Below are 22,542 nucleotides of genomic sequence, written 5' to 3' on the forward strand. Positions count from 1 at the left end.
CTCTCAGGGCAACAGCGTCTTCGCCGCGGCACCCGCCGCGGTGACGAGCGGCCCCGGCGCCACGAAATAGAGCACGGTCAAGACGCCGCTGGCCAGAACGACCAACCGCGAGGCCATCGGGAACGGCGTCTCGAGGACCCCTGCCGGCGCATCGAAATACATCACCTTCACGATCCGCAGATAGTAGAAGGCGCCGACCACGCTGGCCAGCATGCCGATGACGGCAAGCACGAACAGGCCGGACTCGATCGCCGAGATGAAGACATAGAATTTGGCGAAGAAGCCCGCCAGCGGCGGCACGCCGGCCAGCGAGAACATGAAGGCCGCCAGCACGAAGGCAAGCCACGGATGGCTGCGCGCAAGGCCCGACAGTTCCTCGATCCGCTCGACCGGCTTGCCGTTGCGGCGCATCACCAGCAGGCAGCCGAAGGTGCCGAGCGTCATCACCAGATAGATCGCCATATAGACCAGGACGCCGCGGATGCCCTGGTCGGTGCCGGCGGCCAGGCCCACCAGGGCATAGCCGACATGGCCGATCGAACTGTAGGCCAGTAGTCGCTTCAGGCTGCTCTGGCCGATGGCGGCAAAGGCGCCCAGCAGCATCGAGGCGATGGCGACGAAGACGATGATCTGCTGCCATTGGCCCGAGATGGCACCGAAGGGCGTGATCATGGCGCGCAGGAACAGGGCCATGGCGGCGACCTTGGCGGCGGCGGCGAAGAAGGCCGTCACCGGCGTCGGCGCGCCCTCGTAGACGTCGGGCGTCCACATGTGGAACGGCACGGCCGAGACCTTGAAGGCGAGCCCCGAGACGATGAACACGATGCCGATGATCAGGCCGATGGCCGGCCCATGCTCGCCCGTGTGGGCGAAGCTGGTGGCCAGGTCGTTGAAATTGGTCGTGCCCGAGAAGCCGTAGACCAGCGAGGCGCCGTAAAGCAGCATGCCGGACGACAAGGCACCCAGGACGAAGTATTTGAGGCCGGCCTCGGTCGAGCGGGCATCGTCGCGCATGAAGGCGGCGAGCACATAGAGCGACAGCGACTGGAGTTCGAGCCCGACATAGAGGGTGATGAGATCGTTGGCCGAAATCATCAGCATCATGCCCAGCGTGGCGAGCACGATCAGGACCGGAAACTCGAAGCGTTCAGCACCGGCACGGCGCATGAAGTCGAGCGACATCGGGACGGCCAGGGCCGAGCCGATCAGCACCAGCACCTTCATGAAGCTGCCGAAACCGTCGACCACCACCATGTCGTGGAAACCGAACGCCTTGTCCCCGGCCGTGCCGCAGGCCACCAGGTAGATCGCCGCCAGCAGCAGCACGACCGAGCCGAAAGCGACCAGCCCCGCGCTGTTGCGGCGATAGGCGCCCAGCACGAGCAGCGCCAGGGCCCCGCCCGCCAGGAACAACTCCGGCAGGATCAGGAGAAGGTCGCGCGAAAGTTCCGGCGTCATTGCTGCGTCGTCCCGTGAGGCTCGGCCGGTTCGGCGGCCGGCGCCGCCGGCGTCGCCGGGGCAGCCGCCACCATCTTGGCGCGGGCGTTCGTGATCAGGTTCTGGACCGAGACATCGGTCGCGCTGGTGAAATAGGTCGGGTGAATGCCGATCCAGATCGCCGTGACCATCAGCGGCAGGAAGGTGATCTTCTCGCGCCAATTGAGGTCGACGATATCCTGCAGGTCGGCATGGACCAGTTCGCCGAAGATCACCCGGCGATAGAGGTACAGCGAATAGGCCGCCCCCAGCACCAGGCCCGTGGTCGCCAGGAAGGCGGCCAGCGTGTCGGCCCGGAAAGTGCCGGTCAGGATCATGAATTCGCCGACGAAGCCCGAGGTGCCCGGCAGGCCCACGGTCGCCATGGTGAACAGCATGAAGACGAAGGCATAGACCGGCATCCGGTTCACCAGGCCGCCGTAACGGGCGATCTCGCGCGTGTGCATGCGGTCGTAGACCACGCCCACGCACAAGAACAAGGCGCCCGAGACGATGCCATGGCTGACCATCTGGATGATCGCCCCCTGCAGGCCCTGCTCGGTGAAGGTGAACGTGCCCATCGTGATGAAGCCCATGTGGGCGACCGACGAATAGGCGATCAGCTTCTTCATGTCCTCCTGCACGAGGGCCACGAGCGAGGTGTAGATGATGGCGACGATCGACAGGCCGAACATCAGCGGCGTGAAATAGACCGAGGCATCCGGGAACATCGGGATCGAGAACCGGATGAAACCATAGCCGCCCATCTTCAAGAGCACGCCGGCCAGGATCACCGAACCCGCCGTCGGCGCCTCCACGTGGGCGTCGGGCAACCAGGTATGCACCGGCCACATCGGCACCTTCACCGCGAAGGAGGCGAAGAAGGCCAGCCACAGCCAATTCTGCATGCCGACCGGAAACGGATAAGCGATCAGGGTGGGCACGTCGGTGGTGCCGGCGGTCAGATAGATCGCGATGATCGCGAGCAGCATCAGGACCGAGCCGAGCAGCGTGAACAGGAAGAACTTGAAGGTCGCGTAGATGCGCCGCGCCCCGCCCCAGATGCCGATGATCAGGAACATCGGGATCAGGCCGGCCTCGAAGAACAGGTAGAACAGCACCATGTCGAGGGCGCAGAACACGCCGATCATCAGCGTCTCGAGCACCAGGAACGCGACCATGTATTCCTTCACCCGCCGGTCGATGACATCGGAGGCGAGGATGCACAGCGGCATCAGGAACGTGGTCAGCAGCACGAACAGGATCGAGATGCCGTCGACACCCATGTGGTAGGTGATCGAGTCGCCGATCCAGGCGTGCTTCTCGACGAACTGGAACGCCGCCGTGCCGTTGTCGAACCCGGCCCACAGCACCAGCGAGACCAGGAAGGTCACGACCGTGGTCAGCAGGGCGATGGTGCGGATATTGCGCTCCGCCGCCTCGCCCTCGCCCCGGACGAGGAGGATCAGCGCCGCCCCGACGAGCGGCAGGAAAGTGATGACCGAAAGTATCGGCCAGCCCTGGGCCAGGTCCGCGATCATGGCGTCACGCCTATCCGATAGACATACCAGGAAACAAGAGCCGCCACGCCGATCAGCATGGCGAAGGCATAGTGATAGACGAAGCCGGATTGCAGCTTGACCGCCCGCCGGGCGATGTCCAGCACCCGCGCCGAGATGCCGTCAGGCCCCAGCCCGTCGATGATCCGGCCATCGCCACCCTTCCACAGCAGCCGGCCGATGGCCTTGGCCGGACGCACGAAGAGGAGGTCGTAGAGCTCGTCGAAGTACCACTTGTTCAGCAGGAACGCGTAGAGTTCCTTGTGGGTCTGGGCCAGCGCCGCCGGCCACTTGGGCCTGGCGATGTAGAACACCCAGGCCAGGAAGATGCCGAAGACGCTGAGGACCAGCGGCAGCAGCGCCGCCCATTCGGGAATGTGGTGCGCCTCTTCCAGGACCTTGTTGGTCTCGGCGACAAAGATCGCCCCGCCCCAGAAGGCCTCGCGGTGATGGCCGACGAAATCGTCGAAGAAGATGATGCCGGCCGCCGCCGCGCCTAGCGCCAGCACGATCAGCGGGATGGTCATCACCAGCGGGCTCTCGTGCGGGGTATGAGCATGGCCGTGATCGCCGTGGCCATGGTCACCATGGCCGTGGCCATGGCCCCAGCGGGCTTCGCCGTGGAAGGTCATGAACAGCAGGCGCCAGGAATAGAAGGCCGTCATCATGGCCGCCAGCGTCCCAAGGATATAGGCATAGGTGCCCACCCCGGTATGCGCGGCGAAGGCAACCTCGAGGATCGTGTCCTTGGAGTAGTAGCCGGCGAACAGCGGGATGCCGGCCAGGGCCAGGTTGCCGATCCACATCAGGGCGTAGGTCAGCTTGATGTGGCGCCACAGCCCGCCCATGTTGCGCATGTCCTGCTCGTGGTGCATGGCATGGATGACCGAGCCGGCGCCCAGGAACAGCAGCGCCTTGAAGAAGGCATGGGTGAACAGGTGGAAGATCGACGCCTCGTAGGCGCCGACGCCGGCGGCGAAGAACATGTAGCCGAGCTGCGAACAGGTCGAATAGGCGATCACGCGCTTGATGTCGTTCTGCACCAGGCCGACGGTCGCCGCGAAGAAGGCGGTCGAGGCCCCGACGATGGTGACGACCTCGAGTGCCACCGGCGCATGTTCGAACAGGGGCGAGCAGCGGGCGACCAGGAAGACGCCCGCAGTCACCATGGTCGCGGCATGGATCAGGGCCGAGACCGGGGTCGGGCCTTCCATCGCATCCGGCAGCCAGGTGTGCAGGCCGAGCTGCGCCGACTTGCCCATGCAGCCCACGAACAGCAGCAGGCAGATGGTGGTGAGAATATCGACGTCGTAGCCGAGGAAGTTGAAGGTCTTGCCCGTTTCGCCCGCCGCGGCCGCGAACACCGTGTCGAACGAGACCGAGTTGAAGACGAAGAAGATGGCGAAGATGCCCAGGGCAAAGCCGAAGTCGCCCACGCGGTTGACCACGAAGGCCTTGATCGCGGCGGCATTGGCCGAGGGCTTCTTGTACCAGAAGCCGATCAGCAGGTAGGAGGCGAGACCCACCCCTTCCCAGCCGAAGAAGACCTGCACGAAATTGTCGGCGGTCACCAGCATCAGCATGGCGAAGGTGAATAGCGACAGATAGGCCTGGAAGCGCGGGATATGCGGATCCTCTTCCATGTAGCCGGCCGAATAGATGTGCACCAGCGACGAGACCGTATTGACCACGACCAGCATCACCGCGGTCAGCGCATCGATGCGGAACGCCCACTCGACCTCGAGCGAGCCCGAGAGCATCCAGGTGAAGAGGTGGACCTTCAGCGGCTCGTCCGTGGCGTGCCCGGTCGCCTGGAAGAAGGTGATCCAGGACAGGACCGCGGCGACCACGAGGAAGCCCGAGGTGATGACCTGCGCCCCGCGGTTGCCGAGCCGGCGACCGAAGAAGCCGACGATGATGGCCCCCAGCAGGGGCAGGAAGACGATGGCTGCGATCATCCCGTCAGCCCTTCATGAGGTTGATATCCTCGACCGCGATCGAGCCGCGGTTTCGGATGTAGATGACAAGGATGGCCAGGCCGATCGCCGCTTCGCCCGCGGCCACGGTCAGGATGATCAGGGCGAAGACCTGACCGGCCAGATCGTGGAGGAAGCTGGAGAAGGCGACGAGGTTGAGGTTCACCGCCAGCAGCATCAGTTCGATCGACATCAGGATGATGATGACGTTCTTCCGGTTCAGGAAGATGCCGAACACCCCGATGGTGAACAGGATCGCCGCGACAGTCAGGTAGTGACCGAGTCCGATCTCCATCGTCAGATCCCCTGCCCCGGCTTGACTTGCTTGACCTCGACGGCCGTCTGCATGGTGCGGTTGACCTGGGTCGAGATGACCTGGCGCCGCACGCCCGGGCGGTCGCGCAGGGTCAGCACGATCGCCCCGATCATGGCCACCAGCAGGATCGCGCCCGAGGCCTGGAACGGCAGCAGATACTGGGTATAGAGGATGCGGCCCAGGGCATCGGTATTGGTGATCTGGGCCAGTTCGGGTGCGCGCGCCGCCGCCACCCCGGCCGCCGAGGGCAGGATGGTCCAGGAGCCGACCACCATCACCAGTTCGACCAGCAGGATCAGCCCGACCAGCCCGCCGATCGGCAGGTATTGCAGGAAGCCCTGGCGCAGTTCGACGAAGTTGACGTCCAGCATCATGACGACGAACAGGAACAGCACGGCGACCGCGCCGACATAGACGATGACCAGGATCATCGACAGGAATTCGGCCCCCAGCAGCAGGAACAGGCCCGCCGAGTTGAAGAAGGCCAGGATCAGGAACAGCACGGAATGAACCGGGTTACGCGACGAGATCACCATCACGGCCGAGGCCACGGTGATCGACGCGAACAGGTAGAAGACGAGGGTCTGAAGGGTCACGAACCTGCCTCCTTACCGGTAAGGCGCGTCGGCGGCGAGGTTCGCCGCGATCTCGCGCTCCCACCGGTCGCCGTTCGCGAGCAGCTTTTCCTTGTTGTACATCAGCTCCTCGCGGGTTTCGGTCGCGAACTCGAAGTTCGGGCCCTCGACGATGGCATCCACCGGGCAGGCTTCCTGGCAGAAGCCGCAGTAGATGCACTTCGTCATGTCGATGTCGTAGCGGGTGGTGCGGCGGCTGCCGTCGTCCCGCGGTTCGGCCTCGATGGTGATGGCCTGGGCGGGGCAGATCGCCTCGCACAGCTTGCAGGCGATGCAGCGTTCTTCCCCGTTGGGATAGCGGCGCAACACATGCTCGCCCCGGAAGCGCGGGCTGAGCCTGCCCTTTTCGTAAGGGTAGTTGATCGTCGCCTTCTTCTTGAAGGAATAGCTGAAGGTCAGCAGCATTCCCCTGACCAGTTCGGTCAGCAGGAAGGCCCGGGCAGTACGGTCGAGGAAAGCCATGCAGCTTCTCCTTAGCCCTTGATTGGCAGCCAGCCGAAGCTGACCAGGACGCCGGCGGTCAACACCAGCCAGAACAGCGAGAACGGCAGGAACACCTTCCAGCCCAGGCGCATCAACTGGTCGTAGCGATAGCGCGGCACGGTCGCCTTGACCCAGCAGAAGGTGAACAGCACCACGAAGGTCTTGGCGAAGAACCAGATCGGCCCCGGGATCCAGTCGAGCAGGCCGAACAGCGAGATCGGCTGCCAGCCCCCTAAGAACAGCACGGCGGTCATGGCACTCATCAGGATCATGTTGCCGTATTCGCCCAGCATGAACAGGGCGAAGGCCATGGACGAGTATTCGATCTGGTAGCCCGCCACCAGTTCCGACTCCGCTTCCGGCAGGTCGAACGGGGGGCGGTTGGTCTCGGCCAGGGCCGAAATGAAGAAGACCACGAACATCGGCAGCAGGGGAATGGCGAACCAGACGTTCTCCTGCGCCTTGACGATGTCGTTGAGATTCAGCGAGCCGACGCACAGCAGCACGCTGACGATGACGAAACCGATCGAGACCTCGTAGGACACCATTTGCGCCGCCGAGCGCAGGCCGCCCAGGAACGGGTATTTCGAATTGGAGGCCCAGCCGCCCATGATGATGCCGTAGACGCCCAGCGACGAGATCGCGAACAGGTACAAGACACCCACATTGATGTCGGCGAGCACCAGGCCGTCGCCGAACGGGATCACCGCCCAGGCGATCAGCGCCAGGGTGAAGGTGAGCACCGGCGCGATCAGGAACACGCCCTTGTTGGCGCCCGCCGGGACGATGGTTTCCTTGAACAGCAGCTTCAGGCCGTCGGCGAAGGGCTGCAGCAGGCCGAAGGGGCCGACCACGTTGGGGCCGCGGCGCAACTGCATCATCGCCCAGACCTTGCGATCGAGCAGCGTGGTGAAGGCCACGGCGACCAGCAACGGGAGGACGATCGCGAAGATCTTCGCGAGGATGATCAGAAACTCGAGCAGCATTTGGTTCATGGCATTCGCCTCGACACGGGGTCCGCTCCTGCCTTACGCCCCGACCGGCGCGTATTTCGCACCGATCTCGCGCCAGATCAGCGCCGCCACGGTCACGATCGCGGCCATGACCAGCGGCAGCAGCACACCCATCACCTCGGCAGACAGGGCAATCAGCGGCAGGACCGCTTCGGTAATCAGGTTAACCATGGGTCCCCGTCGCCTCGTGAGAATGGCCGTGATGGATCGCCGAACACTCGGCCATGGTGGCCGAGGCGCGGGCGATCGGGTTGGTCAGGTAGAAATCCCTGACCGCATAGGTGAAGGCCGAGGCCTCGACCGGGCCGGCCGCGCCGAACGCCGCCCAGTCGGCCGACGCCACCGCGTCGACACGGCCGAAATGCGGCACCGCCTCGACCAGCCTGGCGCGCAGGGCGACCAGGCTGTCGTAGGGCAGCTTCTTGCCCAGGCGGTCGGACAGGGCGCGGATGATCGCCCAATCCTCGCGGGCATCGCCCGGCGGGAAGATCGCCCGCGTGGTCCGCTGCACCCGGCCCTCGGTATTGAGATAGGTGCCGTTCTTTTCCGTGTAGGCGGCACCGGGCAGGATGACGTCGGCGCGGTGAGCGCCGGCATCGCCGTGGCTGCCCTGGTAGATCACGAAGGCATGGCCCAGGGCCGTGGTGTCGATCTCGTCAGCACCCAGCAGCCAGACCGCCTCGATCTCGCCGGCGGCGGCGCTGGCGACGATACCGGCGACATCACGGCCGCCCTCGCCCGGCACGAAGCCCAGGTCGAGGGCCGCCACGCGCGAGGCCGCGGTGTGCAGCACGTTGAAGCCGTTCCAGCCGTCCTTCACGACGCCCGTCGCTTCCGCGAGGCTGTGCAGCAGCCCCAGGATCGCGGCGCCGTCGGCACGGGTCAGCGCGCCCTGGCCGACGATGATCAGCGGGTTCTTGGCCGCCTTCATCACCTCGGCAAAGGCATGGCCGCCATTCACCAGGGCCTGGAGCGTGTCCGCCCCCTCGCCCAGCCACTCGAGTTCATAGGTCAGGTCGACCTTGGGCCCGATCGCCGCGATCTTCACGCCGCGGCGCAGGAACCGCTTGCGGATACGGGCGTTCAGCACGGCGGCCTCGGTGCCGGGATCGGTGCCGACCAGCAGGATCGCATCGGCCTGATCGATGCCGGCGATCCCGGAATTGAACAGGTACGAGGCGCGCGCGCCGGCGTCGAGCTTGGCGCCGTCCTGGCGGCAGTCCAGGTTCGGGCTGCCCAGGGCGCCCATCAGGTCCTTCAAGGCCTTGATCGCCTCGGCATCCATCAGGTCGCCGGCGATCGCCGCGATCTTGGCCCCGGCAGCTTGCCCAGGCGCTCGGCGATGGCGGCAAAGGCCTCGTCCCACGACGCGGGCAGCAGCTTGCCGCCCTTGCGGACGTAGGGCCGGTCCAGCCGGCGGCGGCGCAGGCCGTCGACGGCGAAGCGCGATTTGTCGGAAATCCACTCCTCGTTGACGTCGTCGTTCACGCGCGGCAGGACGCGCAGCACCTCGGCCCCGCGGGCGTCGATGCGGATGGCGCTGCCCAGGGCATCCTGCACGTCGACCGACTCGGTCTTCTTCAGCTCCCACGGCCGGGCCGTGAAGGCATAGGGCTTGGAGGTCAGGGCGCCGACCGGGCACAGGTCGATCACATTGCCCGACAGGTTCGACATCACCGCCTGTTCCAGATAGGTGGTGATTTCCATATTCTCGCCGCGGCCGATGGCGCCGATTTCCTCGGCACCCGCGATTTCCTCGGCGAAGCGGACGCAACGGGTGCAGTGGATGCACCGTGTCATCGTCGTCTTGATCAGCGGCCCCATGTACTTCTCGGCCACCGCGCGCTTGTTTTCCTGGTAGCGGCTGTGGTCGAAGCCATAGGCCATGGCCTGGTCCTGCAGGTCGCACTCGCCGCCCTGGTCGCAGATCGGGCAATCCAGCGGGTGGTTGATCAGCAGGAATTCCATGACCCCGCGGCGCGCCTTGCGCACCAAGGGCGTGTTGGTCTTGATCACCATGCCTTCGGCGGCGGGCATGGCGCAGGAGGCGATCGGCTTGGGCGCTTTTTCCTGTTCGACCAGGCACATGCGGCAGTTGCCGGCGATCGACAGGCGTTCGTGATAGCAAAAGCGCGGAATCTCGACGCCCGCGGCTTCGCAGGCCTGCAAGACATTGGCACCGGCCGGCACTTCGACGGACTTGCCGTCAACGGTCAAGGTGGGCATTGCGTCGTCACCTCATTCCGCGGCCTGGGCGCGGGTAACTTTCCGCGCCTTGTAGTCCGCGATGCGCTGTTCCATCACCGGGCGGAAATGCCGGATCAGGCCCTGGATCGGCCACGCCGCAGCATCGCCCAGGGCGCAGATCGTGTGGCCTTCCACCTGGGTCGTCACCTCGAGGAGGGTATCGATCTCTTCGGGCTCGGCCTTGCCGATCGCCATGCGTTCCATGACCCGCCACATCCAGCCCGTGCCCTCGCGGCAAGGCGTGCACTGGCCGCAGGATTCGTGCTTGTAGAACTTGGCCAGGCGGGCGATCGCCTTGATCAGGTCGGTCGACTTGTCCATGACGATGACCGCCGCGGTGCCCAGGCCCGAACGGGCGGCACGCAACGAGTCGAAGTCCATCAGCATGTCGTCGCAGATCGCCTTGGGCAGCATCGGCACCGAGGAACCGCCGGGGATCACCGCCAGCAGGTTGTCCCAGCCGCCGCGCACGCCGCCGCAATGCTTGTCGATCAGTTCCTTGAGGGGGATGCCCATCTCTTCTTCGACATTGCAGGGCTTGTTCACGTGGCCCGAAATGCAGAAGACCTTGGTGCCCGTGTTGTTGGGCCGGCCGATGCCGGCGAACCAAGCGCCGCCGCGGCGCAGGATGGTCGGCGCCACCGCGATCGACTCGACGTTGTTCACGGTGGTGGGACAGCCCCAGACGCCGACATTGGCCGGGAACGGCGGCTTGAGGCGCGGCTGGCCCTTCTTGCCTTCCAGGCTCTGGATCAGGGCGGTTTCCTCGCCGCAGATATAGGCGCCGGCACCGTGGTGCACGAAGACGTCGAAGTCATAGCCGGAACCGGCGGCGTTCTTGCCGATCAGGCCCGCGGCATAGGCCTCGTCGACCGCCGCCTGCAGGCGCCAGCGCTCCTGGATGAACTCGCCACGGATATAGATATAGGCCGCCACGGCGCGCATGGCGAAGCCGGCCAGCAGGCAGCCCTCGATCAGCTTGTGCGGGTCGTGACGCATGATGTCACGGTCCTTGCAGGTACCGGGCTCGGACTCGTCGGCATTGACCACGAGGTAGCTGGGCCGGCCGTCCGACACCTTGGGCATGAAGGACCACTTCATGCCGGTCGGGAAGCCGGCGCCGCCGCGGCCGCGCAGGCCGCTGGCCTTCATCTCACTGATGATCCAGTCCTGGCCCTTGGCGATGATCGCCGCCGTGCCGTCCCAGTCGCCCCGCGCCTGGGCACCCTTGAGGCCTGAATCGTGAAACCCGTAGAGATTGGTGAAGATGCGGTCCTTGTCGCTCAGCATCCGCCTTACTCCCCGGCCACGTCGGTCAGCGTCGTGGGACCACCCACGGGACACGACGTCTGGCGATCGATCTGCGGCCCGATCTTCGGGTTCTCGCCCCGGGCCAGCGCATCGAGCAGCGCCGTGGTCGAATCCGCGTCCAGGTCTTCATAGAAACTGTCGTTCACCTGGACCATCGGCGCGTTCACGCAGGCGCCCAGGCATTCGACTTCCATCAGGCTGAACTGGCCGTCCGCCGTGGTGTGGCCGACCTCGATGCCCAGCCGCTTCTTGCAGGCCGCCAGCACGTCGTCGGAGCCGCGCAGCCAGCACGGCGTCGTCGTGCACACCTGCACCAGGTGCTTGCCGACCGGTGCGAGGTTGAACATCGTGTAGAACGTCACCACCTCATAGGCGCGGATGATCGCCATATCGAGCAGCTTGGCCAGATATTCGATCGCCGCGCGCGGCAGCCAGCCGCCCGCCTGCCGCTGCGCAATGTCGAGCAGCGGCACGATCGCGCTCTGCTGCCGGCCTTGCGGGTAGCGCGCGATGATGATGTCGGCCAGGGCCTTGTTCTGCGCCGTGAACTCGAAGCTCGCCGGCTGTTCGAACGGCCCCGCGGGCTGCACTCCTGCGCTCAACGGTCGACCTCCCCGAACACGATATCCTGACTGCCGATGATCGCCGGCGCATCCGCCAGCATGTGCCCCTTACCCATGAAATTCATGGCCTGCAAATGGGCGAAGGCCGGCGCGCGGATCTTGCAGCGATAGGGCTTGTTGGTGCCGTCGGCGACCAGGTAGACCGCGAACTCGCCCTTGGGCGCCTCGACCGCGGCATAGACTTCGCCCGCCGGCACGTGGAAGCCTTCGGTGTAGAGCTTGAAGTGATGAATCAGCGCTTCCATCGAGCGCTTCATGTCGCCGCGCTTGGGCGGCGCCACCTTGCCGTCCTCGGTCATCACCGGGCCCTTGGGCATGGTGTTGATGGCCTGGCGGATGATCTTCAGCGACTCGCGCATCTCGTAGAAGCGCAGCACGAAGCGGTCGTAACTGTCGCCATTACGGCCGACCGGCACGTCGAAGTCGAACTTCTCGTAGCCGTCGTAGGGTTGCGCCTTGCGCAGGTCCCAGGCGACGCCCGAACCGCGCAGCATCGGGCCGGTGAAGCCCCAGGCGATCGCATCCTCGGCCGAGACGGTACCGATATCGACGTTGCGCTGCTTGAAGATGCGGTTGCCGACGATCAGGGTCTCGAGGTCGTCGAGCACCTTGGGGAAGCTCTCGGTCCAGGCCATGATGTCTTCGGCCAGGCCCGCCGGCATGTCCTGGTGCACGCCGCCGACGCGGAAATAGGCGGCATGGAGACGCGCGCCCGACACCCGCTCGTAGAAGCACATCAGCTTCTCGCGCTCCTCGAAGCCCCACAGGATAGGGGTGAGCGCGCCGACGTCCATGCCGTGGGACATGGTGTTCATCAAATGGTTGGTGATGCGGCCGATCTCGCACCACAGCACGCGCAGATACTGCGCGCGTTCCGGGATCGCGCAGCCGATCAGCTTTTCCGCGGCCAGGCAGAAGGCGTGTTCCTGGTTCATCGGCGCGACATAATCGAGGCGATCGAAATAGGGCACGGCCTGCATATAGGTCTTGTGCTCGATCAGCTTCTCGGTGCCGCGATGGAGCAGGCCGATATGCGGATCGCAGCGCTCGATCATCTCGCCGTCGAGTTCCATGACGAGACGCAGCACGCCGTGGGCCGCGGGGTGCTGCGGCCCGAAGTTCAGGCTGTAGGTCTTGATGTCGACTTCGGCCATGGTCTTCTCACGCCTTCGCGGCCGGGGCCGCAGGGGCCGGCGCCGCGGCCTTCTCGTCACCCGGCAGGATGTAATTCGCCCCTTCCCAGGGGCTCATGAAGTCGAAGCGGCGGAATTCCTGGGTCAGCTTCACCGGCTCGTAGACCACGCGCTTCTGCTCTTCATCGTAGCGCAGCTCGACATAGCCGGTCAGCGGGAAGTCCTTGCGCAGCGGATGCCCTTCGAAACCGTAGTCGGTGAGGATGCGGCGCAGGTCCGGGTGATCGGCAAAGAAGATGCCGAAGAGATCCCAGGCCTCGCGCTCGAACCAGTCGGCAGTCGGGTAGAGCGCGGTGGCGGACGGGACCGGCGTCTCCTCGTCGGTCTGCACCTTCACCCGCAGGCGCAGGTTCTTGCGCATCGACAGCAGGTGATAGACGACGTCGAAGCGCTTCTCGCGCTCGGGGTAATCGACCCCGCAGACGTCGACGAGCTGGTCCAGCTTCAGGTCGGCATCGTCGCGCAGGAAGCGCAGCAGGTCGATGATCTTCGATGCCTGCGCAGTCGCCGTGACCTCGCCCACCGCCAGGGTCACGCCGGTCAGGCCCAGCGTGCCGCCGACCAGCGACTCGAGACGGGCCTTGAGCGCGTCGAGAGCAGTGTCATTTGGATAGAGCGCCATCCCCTGCCCTCACCGCGCGATGGTTACGGTACGGCGGATCTTCTTCTGCAATTGCAGAATGCCGTACAGCAGGGCTTCGGCCGTGGGCGGACAGCCCGGCACGTAGATGTCGACCGGCACGATGCGGTCGCAGCCGCGCACCACCGAATAGGAATAGTGGTAATAGCCGCCGCCGTTGGCACAGCTGCCCATCGAGATCACCCAGCGCGGCTCCGACATCTGGTCGTAGACCTTGCGCATGGCGGGCGCCATCTTGTTGGTCAGGGTGCCGGCGACGATCATCACGTCGGACTGGCGCGGGCTGGCCCGCGGGGCGACGCCGAAGCGCTCCATGTCATAGCGCGGCATCGACGAGTGCATCATCTCGACCGCGCAGCAGGCCAAGCCGAAGGTCATCCACCACAGCGAACCGGTACGGGCCCAGTTGACCAGATTGTCGAGGTTGGTGACCAGGAAGCCCTTGTCCGCCAATTCATCGGAAATGTCGGTGAAGAACGGATCCTTGACGGGGACGACCGAGCCATCCGCCGCCGGAGAGGTGATCACTCCCATTCGAGGGCCCCCTTCTTCCATTCATACATGAAGCCGACGGTCAGCACGCCGAGGAACACCATCATCGACCAGAAGCCGAAGGTGCCGATGGCGCCCAGTGACACAGCCCAGGGAAACAGGAAGGCGACTTCCAGGTCGAAGATGATGAACAGGATCGACACCAGGTAGAAGCGCACGTCGAACCGGCCGCGTGCATCGGAAAAGGCATCGAAACCGCATTCATAGGCCGAGAGCTTCTCGGCATCCGGCTTCTGCTGACCGGCAACCAGCGACGCGACGATCATCGCGATCGACAAACCAAGAGCGACCCCGAGAAAAATCAGGATCGGCAGATATTCCCTGAGCAGCTCGTCCATGGGAGACCCGTCAAGCGCGAGGATAAGGACGGCGGGATCGGAAGCACTTGACGCCATGGCGACGCGCCGTTCAGCCCGCCACCGCGACAACCACCAACCCCGTCGACCGAAGGAGTATAGGCAGCGGATTAGCTCAAAGAAAGTGATCGGTCCAGCGCAAAGCGCTGCGTCTTATCGCAGCGCAACGCATGAGCCCATGGCATTGACATAAAAGTCGAAATTGCCGCGAGTGAGTCGCAACTGGCGGCCCGGCACAACAAAAAGGCCGCCCGAAGGCGGCCTTTGAGTTGCTTCGCGATGGCGCGAATGACGGGGCTCGAACCCGCGACCTCCGGCGTGACAGGCCGGCGCTCTAACCAACTGAGCTACATCCGCTTAGCCAGCGAAGGCGGCTTGTTTATGACGATGGGTGATGGGTGTCAAGCATCTTCGAGCGCCATCGAAAGCGTGACGGCGATCATGGCTGCGATCGACGTTTGGGGGCATTGTAGATCGGGCATCGGCGCACCCGACGGCGGCACGCAGAGGGCGGGAATGTACAAGAAATACCCCTATTCACAGGACCGGCTGCTGAAGCAGTCGACCACGGACAAGGATCTGCTGGAGGGTATCTGCGTCGCCTTGAGCGATTATTGGCTCTACCTGATGCACAAGAATCCGCAGCAGCCGCCCCCTGAGCGAATCGCGGCGCTGAAAGCCAAGGACCTGTTCAAGGAGGCCATGGATCATCAGCGGAAGTATTCCAAGGACCGGGCCCAGTTCGGCCCCGTGGTCAGCCGCGGCATCGCCGGCGCCCGCTTAGGCCTGGCCTACGATCCCGAGAAGACCACGATCATGCGGATGCCCCACGACCTGATTCCCGGCAATCCGATCGAACAGACGCCCGACCAGATCATCCAGCAGATGATGCGCGACATCGCCGGCATCGGCTCGGCCATCTCGTGGAGCCTGCGCTTCGCCAACGGCCAGGGCGGCCATGCCATCGCCGGCGCCACGACCCTGCAGTCACAGTCGGAAAACATGCATATGCAGGTGACTCACCTGTTCGATCCCAATATCGGCGAACTGGTCGGCTCGCCCCGGGACGCGAAGGCGATGATCGAGGAAATCGCCACCTTCTACACCAGCGACGGCCTGATCATCGAATCGGTGCGTCGCACCGGCGCCGATTTCTGACGGCGGGATGGTGGGCGATGACGGGATCGAACCGCCGACATTCTCGGTGTAAACGAGACGCTCTACCGCTGAGCTAATCGCCCGCCGTCGTGGCCAGCCTGCCGGCTTGGCCCAGAAATGGCACCGGCCGCGCCGAAAGTCGAGCGCGGCCGGCAGACATCGCCCATGCCTGGCCAGGCATGGGCATCGGTCACATCAGTTCAAGGCGTCCTTCAGACCCTTGCCCGGACGGAACTTGGGCTGGGTCGACGCCGGGATCTTGATCTTCTCGCCGGTGCGGGGGTTACGGCCCTCCGAGGCGGCACGCTTCACGACGTCGAACGTCCCGAAGCCCACCAGACGAACATCATCGCCCTTCTTCAGCGCCTTGGTGATCGCCTCGAACACGGCATCGACGGCCTTGCCGGAATCCGCCTTTGAAAGTTCAGCCGCGTCGGCCACAGCCGCGATCAGGTCGTTCTTGTTCACACTCGCCCCCTTTATTGAGGTTGTTGCTCCGGCCGAAACGCCCGCCGGAATCGCCGCGAGTGTAGAAGCGCGACCTAGGCCCGTCAAAACAAAAAACCAAGGATTTCCGCCGTTCGCAGGGGCAAAAAGAAAGCGCCACCGTCGTCTTTGCGACGACGGTGGCGCCGGTCATGTCTGGCCTATCAGTGCGTAACCAGTGTGTCGACTTCCGGCTTGGCCTCGGGCGTCGCCGGCTTGGTTTCCGGCTCGGGCGACCATTCGATCGGCTCGACCGGGCGCGACAGGGCACGGGCCAGGACCTCGTCGACCGTGGCGACCGGCACGATTTCCAGGCCGGCCTTCACGTTGTCGGGGATCTCGGCCAGGTCCTTCTCGTTCTCCTTGGGGATGAGAACGGTCTTGATCCCGCCGCGCAGGGCCGCCAGCAGCTTCTCCTTCAAGCCGCCGATCGGGAACACCCGGCCACGCAGGGTAATCTCACCCGTCATGGCGATGTCGCGCCGCACCGGATTCTGCGTCAGCACCGAGACGATCGAGGTTACCATGGCGACACCGGCCGACGGCCCGTCCTTCGGGGTCGCCCCCTCCGGCACGTGGACGTGGATGTCGCTCTTGTCGAACAGCGGCGGCTTGATGCCGAAGGAGACGGCCCGGCTGCGGACATAGGAGGCCGCCGCCTGCACGCTTTCCTGCATCACGTCGCCCAGCTTGCCGGTGATGGTCATCTTGCCCTTGCCGGGCAGCATGACCGCCTCGATCTGCAGCAACTCGCCGCCGACCTCGGTCCAGGCCAGGCCGGTGACGATGCCGACCAGATCCTCGGCCTCGATCTCGCCGAAGCGGAACCGGCGCACGCCGGCGTACTTCTCGAGATTGGCCGAGGTCACGGTGATCGACTTGACGCCGTCCTGCAGGATCTCGCGGATCGCCTTGCGGGAGAGGTTGGCCAGCTCGCGCTCCAGGTTACGCACGCCCGCTTCACGGGTGTAGTAACGCACCAGATCGCGCAGGGCCTCGTCTTCGATCGCCCACTCGCCCTTCTTCAGGCCGTGTGCCTCGATCTGCTTCTCGACCAGGTGCCGCTTGGCGATCTCGACCTTTTCATCCTCCGTGTAACCGGCGATGCGGATGATCTCCATGCGGTCCAGCAGCGGCTGCGGCATGCGCAGGCTGTTGGCCGTGGTCACGAACATCACGTCCGACAGGTCGTAGTCGACTTCCAGGTAGTGATCCGCGAAGGTCGAGTTCTGTTCGGGGTCCAGGACCTCGAGCAGGGCCGACGACGGGTCGCCGCGGAAGTCCTGGCCCATCTTGTCGATCTCGTCGAGCAGGAACAGCGGGTTGGACGCCTTGGCCTTCTTCATCGCCTGGATGACCTTGCCGGGCATCGAGCCGATGTAGGTGCGCCGATGGCCCCGGATCTCGGCCTCGTCACGCACGCCGCCCAGGCTCATCCGGATGAACTGGCGCCCGGTCGACTTGGCCAGCGACTTGCCCAGCGAGGTCTTGCCGACGCCCGGCGGGCCGACCAGGCACAGGATCGGGCCCTTGACCTTGGTCGCCCGCTGCTGGACCGCGAGATACTCGAGAATCCGCTCCTTGACCTTGTCCAGGCCATAGTGATCGGCGTCGAGCACCTTCTGGGCCTCGCGGATGTCCTTCTTGACCTTGGACTTCTTGCCCCACGGAATAGACAACAGCCAGTCGAGGTAGTTGCGCACCACCGTCGCCTCGGCCGACATCGGGCTCATCGAGCGCAGCTTCTTGATCTCGGCGGCGGCCTTCTCGCGCGCTTCCTTCGACAGCTTGGTCTTCTTGACCCGCTCCTCGATCTCGGCGACCTCGTCGCGGCCTTCCTCGCCCTCGCCCAGTTCCTTCTGAATGGCCTTCATCTGCTCATTCAGATAGTACTCGCGCTGGGTCTTCTCCATCTGGCGCTTCACGCGGCTACGGATCTTCTTTTCGACCTGCAGCACGCCGATCTCGCCTTCCATCAGGCCGTAGACCTTCTCCAGGCGCTCGGAAATCTTGATGATTTCCAGCACGTCCTGCTTGTCCGAGACCTTGGTCGCCAGGTGCGAGGCCACGGTGTCGGCCAGCTTGGACGCGTCCTCGATCTGGTTCACCGAAACCAGGACCTCGGGCGGAACCTTCTTGTTCAACTTCACATATTGTTCGAACTGCGAGACGACCGAACGGGCCAGCGCATCGATCTCGCGCTTGTCGCCTTCCTCGTCCTCGACCGTGACGGCACGGGCCTGGAAGAAGGCATCGTTCTCGACGAAATCGGTGATGCGCGCCCGCGCGCCGCCTTCGACCAGCACCTTCACGGTGCCGTCGGGCAATTTCAGCAGTTGCAGCACCGAGGCGACGGTGCCGACTTCATAGATGTCCTTCTCGGTCGGATTGTCCTGGCCGGCGTTACGCTGGGCGACGAGCAGGATCTGCTTGTCGTCCTTCATCACATCCTCGAGCGCCTTCACCGACTTTTCGCGACCGACGAACAGCGGCACGATCATGTGGGGGAAGACAACGATATCGCGCAGCGGCAGCACCGCGTAGACGGCGGCAGAACCGGGGTCGATGGTTTTGCTCATGATCTGTCTTTCTGGATGGGCCGATTCCAGGCCAGCCCTCGCCGAGGCACCGACCTGATCGCCCGTAGGGGGACAGGCTTCTCCCTGAGATGCCAAAACCGACACCGCAGCTCGAATAGTTAACGAAATGAGGGTGGTGACGCCCCGGTTCAAGAGGGGCGTCACCGCGGGCGCGTATGGCTGCCCTGTCAGGCACCACTGGCCTTGTCTTCGCGCCGTTCCGCGTAGGAATAGAGCGGGCGCGCGCGTCCTTCCACGACCTCGGCATTGACCACGACTTCCTCGACGCCGTCGAGTTCCGGCAGTTCGAACATGGTCTCGAGCAGGATCTGCTCCATGATCGAGCGCAGGCCGCGGGCGCCGGTCTTGCGGGCGATCGCCTTGCGGGCGACGGCCTTCAAGGCGTCTTCCGAGAAGGTCAGCTTGGTGTCTTCCATCTCGAACAGGCGCTGATACTGCTTCAGCAGCGCGTTCTTCGGGGCGGACAGGATCTCGACCAGCGCTTCCTCGGAGAGGTCGTTCAGGGTCGCGATCACCGGCAGACGGCCGACGAACTCGGGGATCAGGCCGAACTTCAGCAGATCCTCGGGCTCGACATCCTTCAGGATCTCGCCCGTGCCGCGGTCGTCGGGGCCTTTCACCTCGGCGCCGAAGCCGATCGACTTGCCCTGCCGGCGGCCGGCGATGATCCGTTCCAGCCCGGCGAAAGCGCCGCCGCAGATGAACAGGATATTGGTCGTGTCCACCTGCAGGAATTCCTGCTGGGGATGCTTGCGGCCGCCCTGGGGGGCACGCTGGCGACCGTGCCTTCCATGATCTTCAGCAAGGCCTGCTGCACGCCCTCGCCCGAGACGTCGCGGGTGATCGAGGGGTTGTCGGACTTGCGGCTGATCTTGTCGACCTCGTCGATGTAGACGATGCCGCGCTGCGCCCGCTCGACGTTGTAGTCGGCCGATTGCAGCAGCTTCAGGATGATGTTCTCCACGTCCTCGCCGACATAGCCGGCCTCGGTCAGGGTGGTGGCATCAGCCATGGTGAAGGGCACGTCCAGGATGCGGGCCAGCGTCTGGGCCAGCAACGTTTTGCCGCACCCCGTGGGACCGACCAGCAGGATGTTCGACTTGGCCAATTCGACGTCGTTGCTCTTCGTCGCGTGGCTGAGCCGCTTGTAGTGATTATGCACCGCGACCGAAAGAACCCGCTTGGCGTGTGATTGGCCGATCACATAATCGTCCAGCACGCGGCAGATGTCCTGCGGTGTCGGCACCCCGTCACGGGTCTTCACGAGCGAGCTCTTGTGCTCCTCGCGGATAATATCCATGCACAGCTCGACACATTCGTCGCAAATGAACACGGTCGGGCCGGCAATCAGCTTGCGCACCTCATGCTGGCTCTTTCCGCAGAAAGAGCAGTAAAGGGTGTTCTTGGAGTCGCTGCCGCTGAGCTTGGTCATCTTCACTCCATCCCAATCCCCGACGAGTCATCGTAAAAGGCAATTTGTGCGCTGCACAAGACCTTTGTCCGACGAGGCATCGGGCGCCGAGAAGCGCCTGTTTCGTGGCGCGGCGACAGCTCGGCCCTTACGAGGCGCCGAGTCAGGCACCGTGCCGGTGCCATCCATGCATCGATACGAGCATGGTCAATGGCTGCCTATCAAGTGATGTTTAATCCCTAAGCTCTTGCTTAGCGGTAAACAATCACACCGAAAATGGTCCGACCTCGCGATCGGACCGCCATTCGTCAGGCAGCCGCCTTGTCCGCTTCCGGGTCCGGACGGGCCGTGTAGACCTGGTCGATCAGGCCAAAAGCCTTGGCTTGCTCGGCCGTCATGAAGTTGTCGCGCTCCAGGGCCTGCTCGATCTTTTCGACCGCCTGCCCTGTGTGCTCGACATAGATCTCGTTCAGCCGCTTGCGCAGGGCGAGAATCTCACGCGCCTGGATTTCGATATCGGTTGCCTGGCCCTGGGCCCCGCCCGAAGGCTGATGCACCATGATGCGCGAGTTCGGCAGGGCGATGCGCATGCCGGGCGCCCCCGCCGCCAGCAGCAGCGACCCCATCGAGCAGGCCTGGCCGAAGCACACGGTCGAGACCTTGGGCTTGACGTACTGCATGGTGTCGTAGATGCCGAGACCCGAGGTCACGACGCCGCCGGGCGAATTGATATAGAGCGCGATATCCTTTTTGGGATTCTCGGCTTCCAGGAACAGCAACTGGGCGGTGATCAGCGACGACACCATGTCGTTGACCGGGCCGACCAGGAAAATGATCCGCTCCTTCAGCAGGCGGGAATAGATATCGAAGGCCCGTTCGCCACGCGCGGTCTGCTCGACCACCATGGGGACCAGGGTGTTCATGGTGAATTCGTACGGATCCTTGATCATGCCTCAGCTCTCCCGCCCCTCGCGAGGCTCATCACCAGCGCCACGCCGCCGACCGATGATGAGCATCTGTCGACGGCGCTGCGCTTTTTCAAGACGTCGGCAATCTAATTCGAGATTGCCGTATCTCAGGCGGCCGCCGACTCGTCGGGGTCGCGCTGGAGTTCCTCCAAGGAAACGCCACGTTCGGTGACTTGGGCAAGCTCCAGCATGAAGTCGACCACCTTGTCCTCGTAGATGGGCGCGCGGAGCTGGGCCTGGGCATTCTGGTTCTTGCGGAAGAACTCCACCACTTCCCGCTCCTGGCCGGGGTAGCGGCGGGCTTCTTCCATGATCGCCCGCTCGATCTCCTGCTGCTTCACCTCGACCTTGTTGCGGCGGCCGACCTCGGCCAGCAACAGGCCCAAGCGCACGCGGCGCTCGGCGATCGGCCGGTATTCGATGGTCATCTCGGCCTTCTTCTCGTCCGACGGGGCTTCCTCGCCCTCGCCTTCGCCAAGTTGGCGGACGATCTGCTCGATCTCGATGTCGACCAGGCCCTGGGGCACGGGGAAGTCGTGGCGCGAGGCCAGGGCATCCAGCAGGTCACGCTTCAGGCGCTGGCGGCTGAGCTGGCCGTGCTGGCGCTCGATCTGCTCGCGCATGGCCTTCTTGAGGTCCTCGAGACTTTCCAGGCCAAAGCCCTTGGCGAATTCATCATCGATCGCGGCTTCCTTCGCGACCTTGACTTCCTTCACCTCGACGTCGAACACGGCGTCCTTGCCGGCCAGTTCCTTGGCGCCGTAGTCGGCGGGGAAGGTCACGTTCACGGTCACCGCGTCGCCGGCCTTGGCGCCGAGGAGCTGGTCCTCGAAGCCGGGGATGAAGCGGCCCGAGCCGATTTCCAGCGGCACGGCCTCGGCGCTGCCGCCTTCGAACACTTCACCGTCGACCCGGCCGACGAAATTGATGGTGAGCGAGTCGCCCGTCTCGGCGACCTTGCCCTCGACGACCTCGAAATCCTTCCGCTGGTCGGCGAAACCCTTGAGCATGGTCTCGACTTCCTGGTCATCCACCGGGGCGACCAGCTTCTCCAGCGTCACGTCCTTGATGTCGGCAGGCTCGAAATCCGGCAGCACTTCCAGCGCCAGCTTGTATTCGAGGTCTTCGCCCTTGCCGGCCTTGGTCACTTCGACCTTGGGCTCGACCGCGGGGCGCAGGTTCTTTTCGGTCAGGGTCGACTGGATCGAGTCGTTGACCTTCTGCTGCAGCACCTCGCCGAAGACGGCGTCGCCATGGGTCTTGGAGACCAGGCTGAGGGGCACCTTGCCGGGGCGGAAGCCGGGCATGCGGATCTTGGTGGACAGGTCCTTGAGGCGGTTCTGCACTTCGGCGTCGATGTCGGCCGCGCCGATGCTGATCAGAAATTCGCGCTTCAGGCCGTCAACGGCGGTCTCGGTAACGTTCATCGCTCTTTCTTCCGGGATCTATCTGGTGCGGGCGGAGGGACTTGAACCCCCACGACTTGCGTCACCAGAACCTAAATCTGGCGTGTCTACCAATTCCACCACGCCCGCAGCG

At 64.5% G+C, this 22,542-nt stretch carries 18 protein-coding genes, 3 tRNA genes and 3 pseudogenes; 1 reads left to right on the forward strand and 23 read right to left on the reverse strand.

What is annotated here, in order from left to right; translation table 11 throughout:
* Positions 1–3: 3 nt before the first annotated feature.
* From nuoN to D3874_RS10915, 16 genes and pseudogenes are all read right to left on the reverse strand, one after another.
* Entirely contained in the window at positions 4–1,458 is a 1,455-nt protein-coding gene (gene nuoN / locus D3874_RS10845) for an NADH-quinone oxidoreductase subunit NuoN (protein WP_119778095.1), read from the reverse strand.
* Positions 1,455–3,017: an NADH-quinone oxidoreductase subunit M gene (locus D3874_RS10850; protein WP_119778096.1), complete on the reverse strand. Its 1,563-nt coding sequence runs from the start codon at positions 3,015–3,017 to the stop codon at positions 1,455–1,457. The genes nuoN and D3874_RS10850 overlap by 4 nt, the downstream gene beginning before the upstream one ends.
* A complete protein-coding gene (gene nuoL, locus D3874_RS10855) occupies positions 3,014–4,993 on the reverse strand; it encodes an NADH-quinone oxidoreductase subunit L (RefSeq protein WP_119778097.1) in 1,980 nt (659 codons plus the stop codon). Before nuoL ends, D3874_RS10850 begins: the two co-directional genes overlap by 4 nt.
* A gap of 4 nt (positions 4,994–4,997) precedes the next feature.
* A complete protein-coding gene (gene nuoK, locus D3874_RS10860; protein ID WP_119778098.1) occupies positions 4,998–5,306 on the reverse strand; it encodes an NADH-quinone oxidoreductase subunit NuoK in 309 nt (102 codons plus the stop codon).
* Positions 5,307–5,308: 2 nt separating this feature from the next.
* Complete coding sequence (locus tag D3874_RS10865) at positions 5,309–5,923, reverse strand: NADH-quinone oxidoreductase subunit J (RefSeq protein WP_119778099.1); 615 nt, start codon at positions 5,921–5,923, stop codon at positions 5,309–5,311.
* Positions 5,924–5,935: 12 nt separating this feature from the next.
* A complete protein-coding gene (nuoI, locus tag D3874_RS10870) occupies positions 5,936–6,424 on the reverse strand; it encodes an NADH-quinone oxidoreductase subunit NuoI (RefSeq protein WP_119778100.1) in 489 nt (162 codons plus the stop codon).
* Positions 6,425–6,435: 11 nt separating this feature from the next.
* On the reverse strand, positions 6,436–7,440 hold the full coding sequence (gene nuoH / locus D3874_RS10875) for an NADH-quinone oxidoreductase subunit NuoH (RefSeq protein WP_119778101.1): 1,005 nt from the start codon (positions 7,438–7,440) through the stop codon (positions 6,436–6,438).
* A gap of 33 nt (positions 7,441–7,473) precedes the next feature.
* Entirely contained in the window at positions 7,474–7,629 is a 156-nt protein-coding gene (locus D3874_RS28500) for a hypothetical protein (RefSeq protein ID WP_158595934.1), read from the reverse strand.
* A pseudogene (nuoG, locus tag D3874_RS10880) lies at positions 7,622–9,684 on the reverse strand (NADH-quinone oxidoreductase subunit NuoG). Before nuoG ends, D3874_RS28500 begins: the two are co-directional and overlap by 8 nt.
* A gap of 12 nt (positions 9,685–9,696) precedes the next feature.
* Complete coding sequence (nuoF, locus tag D3874_RS10885; protein WP_119778102.1) at positions 9,697–10,995, reverse strand: NADH-quinone oxidoreductase subunit NuoF; 1,299 nt, start codon at positions 10,993–10,995, stop codon at positions 9,697–9,699.
* A gap of 5 nt (positions 10,996–11,000) precedes the next feature.
* The gene (gene nuoE, locus D3874_RS10890; protein WP_119778103.1) at positions 11,001–11,618 is read right to left on the reverse strand and encodes an NADH-quinone oxidoreductase subunit NuoE; all 618 of its coding nucleotides are present in this window, start codon (positions 11,616–11,618) and stop codon (positions 11,001–11,003) included.
* Entirely contained in the window at positions 11,615–12,793 is a 1,179-nt protein-coding gene (locus D3874_RS10895) for an NADH-quinone oxidoreductase subunit D (RefSeq protein ID WP_119778104.1), read from the reverse strand. Before D3874_RS10895 ends, nuoE begins: the two co-directional genes overlap by 4 nt.
* Before the next feature lie 7 nt (positions 12,794–12,800).
* Positions 12,801–13,454 carry an NADH-quinone oxidoreductase subunit C gene (locus D3874_RS10900; protein WP_119778105.1) on the reverse strand — a complete coding sequence of 218 codons (654 nt, stop codon included), beginning with the start codon at positions 13,452–13,454 and terminating at the stop codon, positions 12,801–12,803.
* A gap of 9 nt (positions 13,455–13,463) precedes the next feature.
* Positions 13,464–13,931, reverse strand: a pseudogene (locus D3874_RS10905) (NuoB/complex I 20 kDa subunit family protein); the annotation flags it as partial.
* Between the two features lie 65 nt (positions 13,932–13,996).
* The gene (locus D3874_RS10910) at positions 13,997–14,362 is read right to left on the reverse strand and encodes an NADH-quinone oxidoreductase subunit A (RefSeq protein ID WP_119778107.1); all 366 of its coding nucleotides are present in this window, start codon (positions 14,360–14,362) and stop codon (positions 13,997–13,999) included.
* Positions 14,363–14,660: 298 nt separating this feature from the next.
* A tRNA-Asp gene (locus D3874_RS10915) sits at positions 14,661–14,737 on the reverse strand.
* Positions 14,738–14,896: 159 nt separating this feature from the next.
* Here D3874_RS10915 and D3874_RS10920 point away from each other — a divergent pair.
* A complete protein-coding gene (locus tag D3874_RS10920) occupies positions 14,897–15,538 on the forward strand; it encodes a YopT-type cysteine protease domain-containing protein (RefSeq protein WP_158595935.1) in 642 nt (213 codons plus the stop codon).
* 8 nt (positions 15,539–15,546) lie between these two features.
* Here the strand turns inward: D3874_RS10920 and D3874_RS10925 are convergent.
* The 7 genes and pseudogenes from D3874_RS10925 to D3874_RS10955 form a co-directional block, all read right to left on the reverse strand.
* Positions 15,547–15,621: transfer RNA gene (locus D3874_RS10925), tRNA-Val, on the reverse strand.
* Positions 15,622–15,733: 112 nt separating this feature from the next.
* Positions 15,734–16,006, reverse strand: coding sequence for an HU family DNA-binding protein (locus tag D3874_RS10930; RefSeq protein ID WP_119778109.1), 273 nt, complete (start codon positions 16,004–16,006; stop codon positions 15,734–15,736).
* A gap of 182 nt (positions 16,007–16,188) precedes the next feature.
* The gene (gene lon, locus D3874_RS10935; protein WP_119778110.1) at positions 16,189–18,603 is read right to left on the reverse strand and encodes an endopeptidase La; all 2,415 of its coding nucleotides are present in this window, start codon (positions 18,601–18,603) and stop codon (positions 16,189–16,191) included.
* Between the two features lie 188 nt (positions 18,604–18,791).
* A pseudogene (gene clpX / locus D3874_RS10940) lies at positions 18,792–20,056 on the reverse strand (ATP-dependent Clp protease ATP-binding subunit ClpX).
* Positions 20,057–20,343: 287 nt separating this feature from the next.
* Positions 20,344–20,985, reverse strand: coding sequence for an ATP-dependent Clp endopeptidase proteolytic subunit ClpP (gene clpP, locus D3874_RS10945; RefSeq protein ID WP_119778111.1), 642 nt, complete (start codon positions 20,983–20,985; stop codon positions 20,344–20,346).
* A 125-nt stretch (positions 20,986–21,110) separates the two neighbouring features.
* Positions 21,111–22,430, reverse strand: a complete 1,320-nt coding sequence (gene tig, locus D3874_RS10950) for a trigger factor (RefSeq protein ID WP_119778112.1) — start codon at positions 22,428–22,430, stop codon at positions 21,111–21,113.
* Between the two features lie 23 nt (positions 22,431–22,453).
* Positions 22,454–22,538 (reverse strand) — tRNA-Leu (locus tag D3874_RS10955).
* Positions 22,539–22,542 lie beyond the last annotated feature (4 nt).

It is taken from the genome of Oleomonas cavernae (genome assembly GCF_003590945.1).
Taxonomy (GTDB): Bacteria; Pseudomonadota; Alphaproteobacteria; order Zavarziniales; family Zavarziniaceae; genus Zavarzinia; species Zavarzinia cavernae.

Excerpts from the sequence above, each read along its gene's own strand:
- nuoN (WP_119778095.1), bottom strand. The coding sequence starts at position 1,458 with ATGACGCCGGAACTTTCGCGCGACCTTCTCCTGATCCTGCCGGAGTTG.
- D3874_RS10850 (WP_119778096.1), bottom strand. The coding sequence starts at position 3,017 with ATGATCGCGGACCTGGCCCAGGGCTGGCCGATACTTTCGGTCATCACT.
- nuoL (WP_119778097.1), bottom strand. The coding sequence starts at position 4,993 with ATGATCGCAGCCATCGTCTTCCTGCCCCTGCTGGGGGCCATCATCGTC.
- nuoK (WP_119778098.1), bottom strand. The coding sequence starts at position 5,306 with ATGGAGATCGGACTCGGTCACTACCTGACTGTCGCGGCGATCCTGTTC.
- nuoI (WP_119778100.1), bottom strand. The coding sequence starts at position 6,424 with ATGGCTTTCCTCGACCGTACTGCCCGGGCCTTCCTGCTGACCGAACTG.
- nuoH (WP_119778101.1), bottom strand. The coding sequence starts at position 7,440 with ATGAACCAAATGCTGCTCGAGTTTCTGATCATCCTCGCGAAGATCTTC.
- D3874_RS28500 (WP_158595934.1), bottom strand. The coding sequence starts at position 7,629 with ATGGTTAACCTGATTACCGAAGCGGTCCTGCCGCTGATTGCCCTGTCT.
- nuoF (WP_119778102.1), bottom strand. The coding sequence starts at position 10,995 with ATGCTGAGCGACAAGGACCGCATCTTCACCAATCTCTACGGGTTTCAC.
- D3874_RS10895 (WP_119778104.1), bottom strand. The coding sequence starts at position 12,793 with ATGGCCGAAGTCGACATCAAGACCTACAGCCTGAACTTCGGGCCGCAG.
- D3874_RS10900 (WP_119778105.1), bottom strand. The coding sequence starts at position 13,454 with ATGGCGCTCTATCCAAATGACACTGCTCTCGACGCGCTCAAGGCCCGT.
- D3874_RS10910 (WP_119778107.1), bottom strand. The coding sequence starts at position 14,362 with ATGGACGAGCTGCTCAGGGAATATCTGCCGATCCTGATTTTTCTCGGG.
- D3874_RS10920 (WP_158595935.1), top strand. The coding sequence starts at position 14,897 with ATGTACAAGAAATACCCCTATTCACAGGACCGGCTGCTGAAGCAGTCG.
- lon (WP_119778110.1), bottom strand. The coding sequence starts at position 18,603 with ATGAGCAAAACCATCGACCCCGGTTCTGCCGCCGTCTACGCGGTGCTG.
- clpP (WP_119778111.1), bottom strand. The coding sequence starts at position 20,985 with ATGATCAAGGATCCGTACGAATTCACCATGAACACCCTGGTCCCCATG.
- tig (WP_119778112.1), bottom strand. The coding sequence starts at position 22,430 with ATGAACGTTACCGAGACCGCCGTTGACGGCCTGAAGCGCGAATTTCTG.